Annotated in this window: 18 protein-coding genes and 1 tRNA gene; 11 read left to right on the forward strand and 8 right to left on the reverse strand. The window is 57.8% G+C overall.

Annotated features, from left to right (window positions below; translation table 11 throughout):
• Nucleotides 1-11: 11 nt before the first annotated feature.
• Genes ACR0M3_RS13155 through ACR0M3_RS13165 form a run of 3 tightly spaced genes read left to right on the forward strand, consistent with a single transcriptional unit; the run spans nucleotide 12 to nucleotide 1,249 of the window.
• Nucleotides 12-233 (forward strand): MAPEG family protein, encoded by a 222-nt coding sequence (locus ACR0M3_RS13155; RefSeq protein WP_480483828.1) that lies wholly within the window; start codon nucleotides 12-14, stop codon nucleotides 231-233.
• Entirely contained in the window at nucleotides 233-577 is a 345-nt protein-coding gene (locus ACR0M3_RS13160; protein ID WP_480900337.1) for a TfoX/Sxy family protein, read from the forward strand. The genes ACR0M3_RS13155 and ACR0M3_RS13160 overlap by 1 nt, the downstream gene beginning before the upstream one ends.
• 12 nt (nucleotides 578-589) lie before the next feature.
• Nucleotides 590-1,249 carry a DUF2461 domain-containing protein gene (locus tag ACR0M3_RS13165; protein ID WP_480911251.1) on the forward strand — a complete coding sequence of 220 codons (660 nt, stop codon included), beginning with the start codon at nucleotides 590-592 and terminating at the stop codon, nucleotides 1,247-1,249.
• A gap of 181 nt (nucleotides 1,250-1,430) precedes the next feature.
• Here the strand turns inward: ACR0M3_RS13165 and ACR0M3_RS13170 are convergent, their stop codons facing one another.
• The 3 genes from ACR0M3_RS13170 to ACR0M3_RS13180 form a co-directional block, all read right to left on the reverse strand.
• Entirely contained in the window at nucleotides 1,431-1,712 is a 282-nt protein-coding gene (locus tag ACR0M3_RS13170; RefSeq protein ID WP_480911252.1) for a hypothetical protein, read from the reverse strand.
• A gap of 394 nt (nucleotides 1,713-2,106) precedes the next feature.
• Nucleotides 2,107-2,182 (reverse strand) — tRNA-Ala (locus tag ACR0M3_RS13175).
• 143 nt (nucleotides 2,183-2,325) lie between these two features.
• Nucleotides 2,326-2,652 (reverse strand): TIGR02300 family protein, encoded by a 327-nt coding sequence (locus tag ACR0M3_RS13180; protein ID WP_267366159.1) that lies wholly within the window; start codon nucleotides 2,650-2,652, stop codon nucleotides 2,326-2,328.
• A 100-nt stretch (nucleotides 2,653-2,752) separates the two neighbouring features.
• On the opposite strand from ACR0M3_RS13180, the gene ACR0M3_RS13185 reads away from it, so the two are divergent.
• From ACR0M3_RS13185 to ACR0M3_RS13195, 3 genes are all read left to right on the forward strand, one after another.
• A complete protein-coding gene (locus ACR0M3_RS13185) occupies nucleotides 2,753-3,448 on the forward strand; it encodes a M48 family metallopeptidase (protein WP_267366160.1) in 696 nt (231 codons plus the stop codon).
• A 30-nt stretch (nucleotides 3,449-3,478) separates the two neighbouring features.
• Nucleotides 3,479-4,126 carry a GntR family transcriptional regulator gene (locus ACR0M3_RS13190; RefSeq protein WP_480473964.1) on the forward strand — a complete coding sequence of 216 codons (648 nt, stop codon included), beginning with the start codon at nucleotides 3,479-3,481 and terminating at the stop codon, nucleotides 4,124-4,126.
• Nucleotides 4,127-4,239: 113 nt separating this feature from the next.
• A complete protein-coding gene (locus tag ACR0M3_RS13195) occupies nucleotides 4,240-5,370 on the forward strand; it encodes a lytic murein transglycosylase (RefSeq protein WP_267366161.1) in 1,131 nt (376 codons plus the stop codon).
• 3 nt (nucleotides 5,371-5,373) lie between these two features.
• Here ACR0M3_RS13195 and ACR0M3_RS13200 read toward each other — a convergent pair whose 3' ends face one another.
• Both ACR0M3_RS13200 and ACR0M3_RS13205 read right to left on the reverse strand, forming a co-directional pair.
• Entirely contained in the window at nucleotides 5,374-6,336 is a 963-nt protein-coding gene (locus ACR0M3_RS13200) for an acetyl-CoA carboxylase carboxyltransferase subunit alpha (protein ID WP_267366162.1), read from the reverse strand.
• A gap of 185 nt (nucleotides 6,337-6,521) precedes the next feature.
• Complete coding sequence (locus ACR0M3_RS13205) at nucleotides 6,522-7,118, reverse strand: LysE family translocator (protein WP_480623536.1); 597 nt, start codon at nucleotides 7,116-7,118, stop codon at nucleotides 6,522-6,524.
• A gap of 73 nt (nucleotides 7,119-7,191) precedes the next feature.
• Between ACR0M3_RS13205 and ACR0M3_RS13210 the strand changes: the two genes are divergently transcribed.
• Nucleotides 7,192-7,644, forward strand: a complete 453-nt coding sequence (locus tag ACR0M3_RS13210; RefSeq protein WP_480559588.1) for an Lrp/AsnC family transcriptional regulator — start codon at nucleotides 7,192-7,194, stop codon at nucleotides 7,642-7,644.
• 119 nt (nucleotides 7,645-7,763) lie between these two features.
• Entirely contained in the window at nucleotides 7,764-8,342 is a 579-nt protein-coding gene (locus tag ACR0M3_RS13215; RefSeq protein WP_480774194.1) for a PA14 domain-containing protein, read from the forward strand.
• Between the two features lie 50 nt (nucleotides 8,343-8,392).
• On the opposite strand, the gene ACR0M3_RS13220 is transcribed toward ACR0M3_RS13215, so the two are convergent.
• Complete coding sequence (locus ACR0M3_RS13220; RefSeq protein ID WP_480911255.1) at nucleotides 8,393-9,355, reverse strand: L-malyl-CoA/beta-methylmalyl-CoA lyase; 963 nt, start codon at nucleotides 9,353-9,355, stop codon at nucleotides 8,393-8,395.
• A 295-nt stretch (nucleotides 9,356-9,650) separates the two neighbouring features.
• Between ACR0M3_RS13220 and dgcN the strand changes: the two genes are divergently transcribed.
• The 3 genes from dgcN to ACR0M3_RS13235 all read left to right on the forward strand — a co-directional run bounded on the left by dgcN (nucleotide 9,651) and on the right by ACR0M3_RS13235 (nucleotide 12,564).
• A complete protein-coding gene (gene dgcN, locus ACR0M3_RS13225) occupies nucleotides 9,651-10,652 on the forward strand; it encodes an N-acetyltransferase DgcN (RefSeq protein WP_480911257.1) in 1,002 nt (333 codons plus the stop codon).
• Nucleotides 10,653-10,727: 75 nt separating this feature from the next.
• The gene (gene dgcA, locus ACR0M3_RS13230) at nucleotides 10,728-11,693 is read left to right on the forward strand and encodes an N-acetyl-D-Glu racemase DgcA (protein WP_480911259.1); all 966 of its coding nucleotides are present in this window, start codon (nucleotides 10,728-10,730) and stop codon (nucleotides 11,691-11,693) included.
• 10 nt (nucleotides 11,694-11,703) lie between these two features.
• Entirely contained in the window at nucleotides 11,704-12,564 is an 861-nt protein-coding gene (locus tag ACR0M3_RS13235) for a D-amino-acid transaminase (protein WP_480483811.1), read from the forward strand.
• Between the two features lie 43 nt (nucleotides 12,565-12,607).
• Here ACR0M3_RS13235 and ACR0M3_RS13240 read toward each other — a convergent pair whose 3' ends face one another.
• Nucleotides 12,608-12,922 carry a DUF1244 domain-containing protein gene (locus tag ACR0M3_RS13240; protein ID WP_267365127.1) on the reverse strand — a complete coding sequence of 105 codons (315 nt, stop codon included), beginning with the start codon at nucleotides 12,920-12,922 and terminating at the stop codon, nucleotides 12,608-12,610.
• Between the two features lie 88 nt (nucleotides 12,923-13,010).
• Nucleotides 13,011-13,250, reverse strand: a complete 240-nt coding sequence (locus tag ACR0M3_RS13245; protein WP_480554763.1) for a DUF6868 family protein — start codon at nucleotides 13,248-13,250, stop codon at nucleotides 13,011-13,013.
• Between the last annotated feature and the right edge of the window lie 24 nt (nucleotides 13,251-13,274).

The following is a 13,274-nucleotide window of genomic DNA, read 5'->3' on the forward strand; positions in this document are numbered from 1 at the left end:
GGAGGGCGCAGATGGAACAATATTCGCACATCGTGCAGGTTATTGCGGCGGTATTGGTCTGGGTAACCGTTCCACTGGCGACTGCTTTTGGCCTGCGTCGGTCCAGGGCGGGTATCCATCCGTTATGGGATGGGGGCAACAGGCTCTTGCGCGTAATGCGGTCACATGGAAACTTCGTCGAATATGTTTCGTTCACGCCGTCGATCCACCGGCAGCCTGAGGCATCCAGCTGATGCCGGTGGATGAAACCCTCAACGCACGCATTCGTGACGCTTTGGCCGCGCATGTGGGCATTTCAGAAAAGCGCATGATGGGTGGCAATTGCTTTTTCTTGAACGGCAACATGCTGTGCGGGGCGCGGCGGCATAACGACGGGCTGGGCCGTTTCATGTTCCGGGTGGGCAAGGACAACGAAAGCATTGCGCTGGCGGACCCTGCGGCTCAGGAAGTGATTCACGGTGCACGCAAACTGGGTGGTTTTATCCGCGTGGATGAGAGTGATTGCGATGACGCCGCTTTGCTGCGCTGGTTACACCTTTGTCTCGAACACGCCGCAGCCCTTCCCGCGAAAGACTGAACGGAGAAATCAATGGCCAAATTTGACAGTTTCTCACCCGCAGCGCTTGGTTTTCTCAGGCACTTGCGGGCCAATAACACGAAGGAATGGTTTGCAGCCAACAAAGCAATTTACGAGACCCATTTGAAGGAGGCCAGCAGGCACTTCGCGGATAACATGGCGGATGCATTGCTTGATCTGACTGGCCAGAACCACAGCAGCAAGATTTTTCGTATTCATCGGGATGTCCGATTTTCCAAGGACAAAACACCTTACAACGCACACCTGCATATTGCGTTTATCCCTGACGGGAATGCGGATCAGCCACCGATGTGGTTCTTTGGGCTCTCACCCGATGATCTGGCGCTTGGCTGCGGGGTGTTTCAGTACGAAAAGGAAGCGTTGGATGCCTTTCGAACAGAGATGGCAGGCCCCAAAGGGGCTGAGTTGACCAAGCTAACCGCTGAGATGCGAAAGCGTGGATTCCGGGTCGGGGATCCTGAATTGAAACGTGTTCCCTCCGGTTTTGACAAAGATCATCCAAATGATGAAGCATTGCGCCGCAAAGGCTTTACCGTCTGGACGGATCTGGGAAATCCCGCCTTTGCAATCGAACCAAACCTCATTGAAAGAACTATAGAATTGTTCGACGACCTCTTACCTGTTTTTCTGCTGCTTTCTCGGGTCGAGTAACCCCATCTTTCCATATGCGGGGAACATAGGCTCGATGGATATCGCCAAGGTGCCGACCTCAATCGTTCAACGCTGTGTCTGAAAAGTGAGAGATAAGTATGCAGCTTCATTTTGGGTCGCACCTGTTGAGCCTCCCCAACTGAACTGTTCCTCCCTTTCCGAGACATAGCGGTGGACCAGTTCAGTTGGGGAGGCTCACTCGGACATAGTCCTGGATGTGGGCTTCCGGTCGATCCTCCCACGGCATACCCTGGACATCCATTCGCAGGCTATCCAGGTAATTCGCAGCGCGATGGTCAAGCAGGTATATGCGGGCCGCGGCGAGATCGTGGAGGATACCCCGCCGTTGCACGCGGGTTTCCTCTTCTGGACCCAAACGAGCCACGAGATCGTACTCGTCGCCGGGCTGGCCGGCTTCGAGATAGCGCCCATACTGCAAGGCGATTGTCTTGTAGAGGATCATATTTTCGTCTCAGAACAATGAATTCAAAGATCGCGGTCTCGATCAGCGATTGTCATTTAACCATCTAATGCTGTGCAAGATAGGAATCGAACATAGTTTTTTGAATCTTGGGCTTGTAAAAGTTGGAGGCCTAGTCGTCGGGAAAGCAGGAGGATTGGCAAAACGCCAGCACAAATGCTTGTATTCAAAACGGCGACGATGCGCTTATGGCAAAAAAACAGCTACCAATTGGACATGGCGTGGTGACGGCTGCATGCAGAACCCCATAGGCCGCATTGCCCTAAAAGTTCGAAGAAACTCGCAAATTAACAAAAAAATATGGAGAATTTTCCACCAAAGGAAAATCTTGCTGCCAAAAAGGAAGATCTATGGGTGTCGGATCATTGTTAGGTTTTGGTGGAGCCTAGGGGAGTCGAACCCCTGACCTCTTGCATGCCATGCAAGCGCTCTCCCAACTGAGCTAAGGCCCCATCATTGTACCATCGGTACGGTGGACGGACGTTTAGGAGACAGCGGCAGCGAGTGCAAGTCCAAAGTTTGAATCGGGCGCGAATTTTCACCCGAGCTGCTCCTCAGGTGAAAAAGGCGACCCTGGGGATCGCCTTTTACTTGGTCAGTTGTCGTCGTCTGATGACATGTCGGTGATGTCGTCCAGAGAAACATCATCATTGTCGTCATCATCATCGTCCAGCAGATCGTCATCCAAATCCACGTCGACGTTGTCATCATCGTCCAGAACCAGATCGTCATCCGCCGTGTTTTCACGTGCTTTGACCGAAGCTGCGTCTTCTGCATCCGCCGAGATCATACGGCTTTTGGATGTTTCAAGCTCCACGATCTCGCCAGTGTAGGGGCTGATGATCGGGTCCTTGTTCAGGTCGTAAAACCGCTTACCGGTTGTCGGGCAAACACGCTTTACGCCCCATTCTTCCTTGGGCATGTCAAATCCCCTTGATATCAGGTGAGTCGTCTAAATGATTCAGCTCACCTGCCACAGGCAGAGGGCACTGTCAAAGTCTTTGCGCAAGAGAGGTCGCGATATGGGAGAGCACGCATTGCCAGGGACACCGCCGGTGCCACTGAGATTGCGCAAATCGGCTCGGGCGCGGCGTATCAGCCTGCGAATCTCCCAGCTGGATGGGCGCGTCACGTTGACTTACCCGAATGGCGTGCCGGAATCTGAGGCCTTGAGTTTTGCGCGCACCAAAGAAGGGTGGATCCGGCAGCATCTTCAGGGTCGGCCCGATATGGCCACCGTGCAGTTTGGGCAAGTGATCCCGATCGAAGGGAAAGCGCGCCGAATCGTTCCTGCAACCGGGCGGCGGGTTCTGCTGAATGCAGATGAGGTTGCCGTGCCCACAGGGGCCGAGGCCCGCAGGTTGGGCCGGTTCCTGAAGGAACTGGCGCGGGACCGGTTGACCGGAGCCTGTGATGATTATGCAGCCATGCTGGGGCGTTCGTACACGACACTCAGCCTACGTGACACGCGGTCGCGTTGGGGGTCGTGCAGCTCGCATGGCGGATTGATGTTTTCGTGGCGCCTTATTCTGGCGCCTCCTGATGTGTTGCACTATGTTGCGGCGCATGAGGTGGCACATCTTGCCGAGATGAACCACTCGCCCGCCTTCTGGGCGCGGGTCGAAAAGATATTTGGCCCGTATAAGCCGCCCCGCCGCTGGTTGCGCGACAACGGGGCCGAGTTGCATCGCTACAGATTTGATACCGAGCCGAGTTGACGTGGCGCCTTTTTGTGATCACATGAGCATATGTTGACCGCACGCCCTTCCGAAACCCAGACCGCAACACATGACAGGGTGTACCGGGCACTGCGATCCCGGATCATGCATGGTGAGATGGCACCGGGGCAGGCCCTGACCCTGCGGGGCATCGGCAAGGAGTTCGGCGTCTCAATGACCCCGGCGCGAGAGGCGGTGCGCCGCCTGGCCGCAGAAGGGGCATTGTTCCTGTCCACATCGGGCCGGGTATCGACCCCAGAGCTGACGAATGACCGGATTGAGGAACTGGCTGCCTTGCGCGCCTTGCTTGAGGTCGAACTGGCAAGCCGGGCCTTGCCCAGGGCACACATGGCCCTGATCGATAGGTTGCAGAGCATCAACATGACAGTTGCCGAGATGGTGACCAAACGGGATGCGGTTGGCTATATCCGTTCGAACCTGGAATTTCACAGAACCCTGTATCTGCGCGCTCAGGCTCCTGCGATGCTGGCCATTGCCGAAACCGTCTGGCTGCAGCTTGGGCCGACGATGCGGGCGCTTTACGGACGTCTCAGGCGCGCAGAGCCGCCACATTACCACAAGCTGATCATCGCCGCGCTCAAGGCCGGGGACGAGCCGGGATTGCGGCTGGCAGTGCGCTCGGATGTGACACAAGGGCTGCGTTTGCTGGTCAGCTGAGCGGCTTCCTGCCGACATCGTCAAAGCGCCCTTCCAAGGTGTCACTGTTCTGGCCTGTGCAACCCGGCTGGGTTACTCTTGCGGCAAATCACAAACAAGAGCAGACCCAAACCATGATAACTCGCCGGACCTTTTCCATTTGCCTCGGATCAACGCTTTTGGCCGCCTGCACGGGTGGCGCCGCTCCGTCCGGCACGCCTGCAACCCGGATGCGGGCTGTTCCCAATGCCGGGTGGGATGCCTGGGTTGCCGGTTTCAAGGGCAGGGCAGTGTCGCAGGGGATTTCCCGGACAACCGTTGACCGCGCCTTTCAGGGGGCCGGGTATTTGCCCGACGTAATCGAACGCGATCGAAATCAGGTCGAATTCAAGCGCAGCCTCGAAGATTACCTAGCCATCGCGGCGTCGGACGAGCGGATCAGCACCGGCCAGCAGATGCTGCGGCAACATAACGGCACTCTGTCGCGGATCGAGGCGCAATATGGCGTGGATAAGGAAATCGTCGTGGCCGTCTGGGGGCTGGAAAGCCGCTATGGCGCGCGCCGCGGTGATGTGCCTGTTATATCGGCGTTGTCGACGCTGGCTTATGATGGCCGGCGCGGGCAGTTTTTTGAAAGCCAGCTGATCGCGGCGATGAAGATCCTCCAGAACGGCGATACCACGCCTGCCAACATGACCGGCAGTTGGGCCGGGGCGATGGGGCACACGCAGTTCATTCCGACCTCGTATCTTGCCTATGCCGTGGATTTCACCGGCGACGGGCGGCGCGACATCTGGTCAGATGATCCGACAGATGCGCTGGCCTCGACGGCGGCCTATCTGGCGCGTGCAGGTTGGGTGCGGGGCCAACCGTGGGGCGGAGAGGCGGGGCGTGTATCCGGTGCTCCGGTAGCCGTGTTGCAGCCGCAAACACCCGGGCCCCGCATCGCTGTGTTTCGCAATTTCCAGGTGATCAAACGCTACAACAACTCGGACAGCTACGCGATCGGTGTCGGTCATCTGGCGGACAGGATCGCGGGCGGCGCGCCGTTTCAGGCCTCGTTTGGGCCGGACGCAAGTGGGCTGACGCTGGACGACCGCAAGGAATTGCAGCGCCGCCTGACATCTGCGGGGTATGACACCCAGGGCGCAGATGGCGTGATCGGAAACAACACCACCACAGCCATCAGCGCTTATCAAAGCGCCAATGGTCTGCCCGTGACAGGTGAGCCTTCGGTTGCGTTGTTGCGCAGGTTGGGTGGCTGACCGTTACGCCGCCAGCCCTTTCGACCCGATATCAAGGAACTTCTGACGGCGGTCTTTTATCAGGGCCGCCCCGTCCTTGCCGTCCAATTCCGCCAACATGGCGGTGATGGCCGCGCGCACCGACTCAACCGTAGACGGGCGATCGCGATGTGCGCCACCCTTGGGTTCCGGGATGATCCGGTCACACACACCCAGTTTGTGCAAATCCTGAGCGGTCAAACGCAGCGCTTCGGCCGCTTCACGCATCTTTTCGGCATCTTTCCACAGGATCGATGCACAGCCTTCCGGCGAGATCACCGAATAGACCGAATGCTCCAGCATCGCCACACGGTTAGCGGTCGCAAACGCCACAGCGCCGCCCGAGCCGCCTTCGCCGATGATGACCGAAACCAGCGGCACGCCGATTTTCAGGCACATCTCGGTCGACCGGGCAATCGCCTCGGATTGACCGCGTTCCTCGGCCCCTTTGCCGGGATAGGCACCGGCGGTGTCGATCAGGGTAATGACAGGCAGGCCAAAACGCCCCGCCATCTCCATCAGGCGCACGGCCTTGCGATAGCCCTCGGGGCGGGCCATCCCGAAATTGCGTTCGATCCGCGACTTGGTATCGCTGCCCTTTTCGTGGCCGATCACCATCACCGGCTGATCGTTAAAGCGCGCAAGACCACCGATAACGGCCAGATCGTCGGCAAAGTTCCGGTCACCAGCCAGCGGTGTGAACTCGGTGAACAATGCGTCCACGTAATCCTTGCAATGCGGGCGTTCCGGGTGACGCGCCACCTGGCACTTCCGCCAGGGTGTCAGGTCGCGATAGAGTTCATCCAGCAGCTTGGAGGCTTTGGCATCCAGTGCGGCGGCTTCTTCGGCCACATCCATTTCTTCGTTGGCACGGGCCAGCGCGCGCAGCTCTTCAGCTTTGCCTTCAATCTCGGCCAGCGGTTTTTCGAAATCCAGATACTGGGTCATGACGCCTCATCTGCGTGAAATTTCCTAGCTATATGCCGCTGGCTGGCCTCAGATGCAACTAGATGACACTGAAGCGGCATCGTTCATGTCAAAAGCCGTTGATCAGATTAAGAGATTCGTTTGCTTGCCAGCACATTCCCGACATGCCCAGCAGAACAATCGCTGAAATCGACTAATGGGGAAACTCACTCCGGCCAAAGCACTGGGTAGAGCGAAACCACAAGCAGCACAGCCATTGTCCAGTTGAAGACAACCAATCGGCGCGGGTTTGTCAGCATCCGCGCCATCTGCTGTCCCAGAACGGTCCATGTGCTGACGGACGGTAAGTTGACGGCCCCGAAGACAAGCGCCACGATGGCAATCGCATACATCGTCCGATCCGGTGTATAGGCCGTGGTGGCGGTCAGGGCCATGGCCCAGGCTTTTGGGTTAACCCATTGAAACGCAGCGGCTTGCAGGAATGTCATCGGCACGCCGGTCGCCTCGGCGCTGTTTGCCGGCGCGGCATGCGCGATCTTCCAGGCCAGATAGAGCAGATAAATCACCGATAGGATTTTCAGCACCGAATAGCTGACGGGATACCGATCAAAGACCTGCACCAGACCAGATCCGACGAGCAGCACCATGAAGGTAAAGCCAAGCCCAATGCCCAGCATATGCGGAATCGAACGTCGAAAGCCGAAATTTGCCCCCGAAGCCATCAGCATCAGGTTGTTCGGCCCCGGTGTGATCGAGGTTACGAAGGCAAAGGCGATCAGGGCCATCAGGATGTCATAAGTCATGGCGCGAAGTATTGTCCGCTCTGCGGCAAATGAAATTGCTTTTTTGTGCGTGTTTCCTGTAGTTGTGCAATCAATGATGAAAAATGACCGGATAAACCGCCAGATATTGCAAGAGCTATCTCGCGACGGACGGATCAGCAATCTGGATCTGGCCGAGCGTGTGGGCCTTTCCCCTTCTGCTTGTCTGCGCCGCGTGCAAGAGCTTGAAAAGGCCGGGGTGATCACGGGGTATCGCGCAGTTCTGGACCCGGCGGCGATGGGTATCGGCTTTGTCGCCTACATCGGTGTAGGGCTGGGCGAGCATACGAAGGCCGCGCAGGAGGGGTTTGAACGCGCGCTCCAACAAGCGCCGGAAGTTGTCGAGTGCCACAACATAACAGGAACAATCGAATACTTGCTGCGGGTCGAATGTGCAGACCTGCCGTCTTACAAGACCTTCCATACCGAGGTGTTGGGAACGCTGCCGCATGTCACCTCGATCACATCCTATGTGGTTATGGGTTCGCCCAAGAATTTACGGGCGTGACGTCTTGATTTGTGAAGGCACACTCACTTGCAGGGCGAAAACTCACGGCCTAATGTCGTGGAAATGACGTTGCCAGTGGATATGCACAGCCATAACGGCACGCAAACAGGGAGATTACGATGAAACGCGTTCGAACAGTGGCGGCCGCAGTTGCCTTGTCAGTGGTTGCCGGGGCCGCCTTGTCTGCCCCGCTGAAACTGCAACCTGCCAACCCGCAGCCTTCTCCGAAGGCGGGGCTGAATGTGAAATATGTTGGTACAGGTAATCAACACAAGAAGATCCGCGATCTGAGTCAGGCAAAAAGCATGCTGTCCAAAGCACAGCCTGGGCAACCGTTGCAGGGATTGGATTACAGGGACACCAATCAGGGTGACAATGTCATGACATTCGACGGAGCTTACAATGTTGCCGCCGAGATTACGGGATATATGCGGTTCGACTCGCCTGGGGTTTACGAGTTGGAAACCTGGTCGAATGACGGGATAGAAGCATTCGTCGGAGGCCAGAATATCGGCTATGTCACGGGTATTCAGGGCTGCGAGGCCAACCAGCGGACCGAAGTCGAAGTGCCCAAGGCCGGGTGGTACCCGCTCAAGATCATCTATTTCCAGAAGCTTGGAACATCCTGCCTGATGATGAAGTCGGGTAAAAAAGGCGAAAGGTTCACCTGGACGCCGAATGCTGTCTTTGGGCGGTGACGCCAGAAAACACCTGAAAAAGGCGCCGGGTCAGGCGCCTTTTTTGTTTCTCAGCCGTTGGCCGCGATCAGTTCGGCCTGTGCCACGATCACCTCGGCCTGCTTGATCGACGCGATGTCGACCAGACGTCCTTTGTAAACTGTCGCACCTTCGCCATTGGCTTTGGCCTGTTCCATCGCGGCGAGAATCTCTCGGGCCTCTGACACGGCTTCTTCTGATGGGGTGAACACCTGATTGGCCAGCGCGATCTGCTTGGGGTGGATCGCCCATTTACCGACCATGCCCAGCGTGGCCGAGCGTTTGGCCTGCGCAATGTACCCCTCGTCATCGCTGAAATCACCGAAGGGCCCGTCGACTGGCAGCACGCCATGGGTGCGGCACGCGGCAACGATGGCGGCCTGTGCCCAGTGCCATGGATCGGACCAGTGTTTCGCACCCTCGTGCAGCATGTAATAATTTTCCTGCGTGCCGCCGATGCCGGTTGTCTGCATCCCCATCGAGGCAGCAAAATCCGCAGCTCCCAGGCTCATAGCCTGCAAACGGGGCGAGGAGGCCGCGATTTCTTCGGCATGGGCGATGCCAGATGCGGATTCGATGATAACCTCGAAGCTGATCGGTTTGGCACGACCTTTGGCGCGTTCAATGGCAGTGACCAGTGCGTCCACCGCATAGACATCCGCCGCGCAGCCGACTTTGGGGATCATGATCTGATCCAGACGGTCGCCCGCCTGTTCCAGTACATCGACAACGTCGCGATACCAGTACGGGGTGTCCAATCCGTTGATGCGAACGGACATGTATTTGTTGCCCCAATCCACGGTGTTCAGTGCTTCGATGACATTGGCGCGGGCCGCATCCTTGTCTGAAGGCGCAACCGAGTCCTCAAGATCGAGGTTGATCACATCTGCGGCGGATGCTGCCATCTTCTGGAACAGTTTGGTGTTCGATCCCGGGCCAAACAGCTGACAGCGATTGGGGCGCGCCGGTGCGGCAGGTTGGATGCGAAAGCTCATCTGGACCTCGTCTGAGTAATGAAATTACGATTTTTCTGCTCAATGAGGTATTAAATTGCGTGGTGCGGCGCAAGAGCGATTGTGCATCTGCGGCAATGCGGTTGCAGAAAGCGGCTTCAAAACTGCCCGACTGGGGTGATTAAAGTTTAATCATTTTGAAAACTTCGAAGATTTTTGCGCGCATTGCGAATATTGCACAAGAAACTCGCGCATGGGCCGTGGTTGACGGGCCAAAACGCGAAGCGCTCGTTTTGCCGCTTCTCTAGCCTGCCCCGGAATCAAAGGAGTGACCGCAATGATCGAGACACCGTACCTGCTGTTCCTGGGCGATGCGCCCGACCAATTGGCGGCCAAAGTGGCTGTTGGGATCAAGGACTGGCGTCCGGAGAACGCCGTGGGCCAGTATCGAATGGATGGCTGCAAGGCCGATCTGGGCCTGACTGACATGACCCTGACCGAAGCGAAAGAAGCCGGAGCCAAGACGCTGGTGATCGGCGTGGCAAACCGCGGCGGTGTGATCAGCCAGGACTGGAAAAAGGTTCTGGTTATGGCGCTTGAGGAAGGGTTCGACCTGGCCTCGGGGTTGCATAACCTGCTGCGGGATGAGCCCGACCTGGTAGCCGTTGCCGAAGCAACCGGGCGAAAACTGCATGATGTACGGGTGCCCGAGATCGATTATCCGATCGCAAACGGGATCAAGCGCAAGGGCAAGCGGTGTCTGGCCGTCGGAACAGACTGTTCGGTTGGCAAGATGTACACCGCGCTGGCGATGGACGCCGAGATGCGTGAGCGCGGGATGAAATCGACCTTCCGCGCGACCGGCCAGACCGGCATCCTGATCACCGGTGACGGTGTGCCGCTGGACGCAGTCATTGCCGATTTCATGGCTGGTTCGGTCGAATGGCTGACACCGGACAATGACGAGGATCACTGGGATCTGATCGAAGGGCAGGGATCATTGTTCCACGTATCCTATTCCGGCGTGACCATGGCGCTGATCCATGGCGGCCAGCCGGACGCCCTGATCCTGAGCCATGAACCGACCCGTGCGCATATGCGCGGCTTGCCAACCTATCAACTGCCGGCATTGGAAGCCCTGCGCGACACCGCGCTGGCACTGGCCAAAGTGGCAAACCCGGATTGTCAGGTTGTTGGCGTTTCGGTCAACACGCAGCACATGTCCGAGGCTGAGGCGACCGCCTACCTGGCCAAGATCGAAGCGGATATGGGCCTGCCTGCGACCGACCCGTTCCGCTTTGGTTCGGGCAAGCTGGTGGACGCGCTGGCCGCAATGTGATCTGAACAACGCGCCGGTGGCGGGGCTGTTTCACCTCCGGCGTGAGTATTTGGGAAAAGATGAAGGAACGGGTGCGTGCAGATTGAGGTTTCTCGCGATGTGTTCCGGCTGGCGCAGGTCTTCACCATCTCGCGCGGGTCGCGGACCGAAGCAAAGGTGCTGACGGTTCGGGTGTCGGACGGAACTCATCAGGGCTGGGGCGAATGCGTTCCTTATGCGCGTTATGACGAAACGCTGGAGTCCGTTGAGGCCGAGATTGCCGGTCTGCCCGCGGATGTCACCCGCCGGTCGCTGATGGATCTGCTGCCAGCAGGTGCCGCGCGGAACGCCGTGGATTGCGCCCTGTGGGATCTGGAGTGCAAACGAACCGGCAAACGCGCCTGGGACCTGGCAGGTCTGCCCAAGCCCGGCCCCGAGATCACCGCCTATACATTGTCGTTGGACACCCCCGAGGCAATGCAGGCGCAGGCCGCCGGGAACGCGCATCGCCCGCTTCTGAAGATCAAGCTGGGCACACCTGATGATATGCCCCGGCTTGAGGCAGTACGAGCCGGTGCTCCGGTCTCCAAGATCATTGTGGATGCAAACGAAGGCTGGTCGGCCGAAGTTTACGCCGACCTCGCCCCGCATCTGGTGCGGCTGGGCGTGGCGTTGGTGGAACAGCCATTGCCCGCAGGAGATGACGACGCATTGATCGGTATGAAGCGCCCGGTGCCAGTCTGTGCTGACGAATCCTGCCATGACCGCGCCAGCCTGCCCAAGTTGAAGGGCAAATATGATGTCATCAACATCAAACTCGACAAGACCGGAGGCCTGACCGAGGCGCTGGAGTTGCGCAAGGCGGCGATTGCCGAAGGCTATGACATTATGGTGGGATGTATGGTCGGCAGCTCGCTTGCCATGGCACCTGCGACATTGCTGGCGCAGGGTGCGATGGTAACGGACCTTGACGGCCCGCTTCTGTTGGCCGAAGACCGCGACACCCCGCTGGATTTTGACGACGCCGGAGTGCACCCGCCTGCGGCCGCACTTTGGGGTTGAGGAGACGAACATGACCCGCACCGTTTACGTAAATGGCGAATATCTGCCGGAGACCGAGGCCAAGGTTTCCATTTTTGACCGTGGCTTCCTGTTTGCGGACGCGGTCTACGAAGTCACCAGTGTGCTGGACGGCAAGCTGATCGACTTCGAAGGTCACTCAGTCCGTCTGAAGCGCTCGCTGGACGAGCTGGAGATGGCCGAGCCCTGCACCAAGGATGAACTGTTGGAAATCCACCGTAAGCTGATTGAGCTGAACGGTATCGAGGAAGGTTTGGTCTATCTGCAGGTTTCGCGCGGCAGCGATGGCGACCGGGATTTCGTGTTTCCGTCGGCAGATACCCAGCCCAGCCTCGTTCTGTTCACGCAGAATAAGCCGGGGCTGGCTGACAGTCCGGCGGCAAGGAAAGGCGCCAAGATCATCTCGATCGAAGACATCCGCTGGGGCCGCCGCGACATCAAAACGGTGCAATTGCTCTACCCGTCGATGGGCAAGATGATGGCCAAGAAGGCAGGTTGCGACGACGCATGGCTGGTCGAGGACGGCTTTGTGACCGAGGGCACCAGCAACAACGCCTATTTCGTCAAAAACGGCAAGATTGTCACCCGCCCGCTGTCCAACGATATCCTGCACGGCATCACCCGAAAGGCCGTGCTGCGCATGGCGGCTGAGGCGCAGATGGAAATCGAAGAGCGTCTGTTCACCATCGACGAAGCCAAAGAGGCGGACGAAGCATTCACCACCTCGGCCAGTGCCTTTGTGATGCCGGTGGTTGAAATCGACGGAGTTGCGCTAGGTGACGGTACGCCGGGGCCGATTGCAAAACGCTTGCGCGAGATTTATCTGGACGAAAGCCGCAAGGCGGCGATCTAAAGAAAAAGGCCCGCCAATCTGGCGGGCCTATTTCGTATTGGGCCTAGCCCTTTTTCGTTACATTCTCTTCAAACGCGACCTTGAAGGCGGCCTGTTTTTCAGCGCTGGCCTCGGTTTGATAATTGGCTTTCCATTCATCCATGGTCATGCCGTAGAAAAGTTCTCGGGCCTCGTCCTTGCCCATCTCGATCCCCTTTTCATTGGCCGCTTCCTGATACCACCGTGACAGGCAGTTTCGGCAGAACCCGGCCAGATTCATCATGTCGATGTTCTGCACATCGGTGCGGTCTTCCATCAGGTGCTTTTGCAGCCGACGAAAGGCGGCAGCCTGAAGTTCGATTTCGGTTTGCTTGTCCATAATGTGGCTCCGGAAGGCAGTGTGTGTTGCGTTTGACCTAACAATCCTGCCGTGTCGTTACAACAACGGCGCTTGTGGTCAGCGCTACCTACATCAGTTTCAAGGCCAGCCAGGGCACGATGCAAAAGATCAGTGTCAGAATCTTGTAGTTGGCAAGGTATCTGAAATAGGCACGTTTCACGTCGGCGCGATCCATCTGAAACATCCTGCCGTGAATGCCAGCGATCCAGTCCTGCAAAAGCAGAATCATGACGGTGGTGAACAGCAAAACCGCGATATTAAGCGTGGCCATCCAACCGAAAAACGTTGTCAGAAACTCATGTGTCATGACGATCCCCTTTCCCGCATTATA

It is taken from the genome of Ruegeria sp. O5 (genome assembly GCF_056535105.1).

Bases quoted from the DNA above. Each gene is read 5' to 3' on its own strand.
- ACR0M3_RS13155 (WP_480483828.1), top strand. From the start codon at position 12: ATGGAACAATATTCGCACATCGTGCAGGTTATTGCGGCGGTATTGGTC.
- ACR0M3_RS13160 (WP_480900337.1), top strand. From the start codon at position 233: ATGCCGGTGGATGAAACCCTCAACGCACGCATTCGTGACGCTTTGGCC.
- ACR0M3_RS13165 (WP_480911251.1), top strand. From the start codon at position 590: ATGGCCAAATTTGACAGTTTCTCACCCGCAGCGCTTGGTTTTCTCAGG.
- ACR0M3_RS13170 (WP_480911252.1), bottom strand. From the start codon at position 1,712: ATGATCCTCTACAAGACAATCGCCTTGCAGTATGGGCGCTATCTCGAA.
- ACR0M3_RS13180 (WP_267366159.1), bottom strand. From the start codon at position 2,652: ATGCCCAAGGAAGAATGGGGCGTAAAGCGTGTTTGCCCGACAACCGGT.
- ACR0M3_RS13185 (WP_267366160.1), top strand. From the start codon at position 2,753: ATGGGAGAGCACGCATTGCCAGGGACACCGCCGGTGCCACTGAGATTG.
- ACR0M3_RS13190 (WP_480473964.1), top strand. From the start codon at position 3,479: ATGTTGACCGCACGCCCTTCCGAAACCCAGACCGCAACACATGACAGG.
- ACR0M3_RS13195 (WP_267366161.1), top strand. From the start codon at position 4,240: ATGATAACTCGCCGGACCTTTTCCATTTGCCTCGGATCAACGCTTTTG.
- ACR0M3_RS13200 (WP_267366162.1), bottom strand. From the start codon at position 6,336: ATGACCCAGTATCTGGATTTCGAAAAACCGCTGGCCGAGATTGAAGGC.
- ACR0M3_RS13205 (WP_480623536.1), bottom strand. From the start codon at position 7,118: ATGACTTATGACATCCTGATGGCCCTGATCGCCTTTGCCTTCGTAACC.
- ACR0M3_RS13210 (WP_480559588.1), top strand. From the start codon at position 7,192: ATGATGAAAAATGACCGGATAAACCGCCAGATATTGCAAGAGCTATCT.
- ACR0M3_RS13215 (WP_480774194.1), top strand. From the start codon at position 7,764: ATGAAACGCGTTCGAACAGTGGCGGCCGCAGTTGCCTTGTCAGTGGTT.
- ACR0M3_RS13220 (WP_480911255.1), bottom strand. From the start codon at position 9,355: ATGAGCTTTCGCATCCAACCTGCCGCACCGGCGCGCCCCAATCGCTGT.
- dgcN (WP_480911257.1), top strand. From the start codon at position 9,651: ATGATCGAGACACCGTACCTGCTGTTCCTGGGCGATGCGCCCGACCAA.
- ACR0M3_RS13235 (WP_480483811.1), top strand. From the start codon at position 11,704: ATGACCCGCACCGTTTACGTAAATGGCGAATATCTGCCGGAGACCGAG.
- ACR0M3_RS13240 (WP_267365127.1), bottom strand. From the start codon at position 12,922: ATGGACAAGCAAACCGAAATCGAACTTCAGGCTGCCGCCTTTCGTCGG.
- ACR0M3_RS13245 (WP_480554763.1), bottom strand. From the start codon at position 13,250: ATGACACATGAGTTTCTGACAACGTTTTTCGGTTGGATGGCCACGCTT.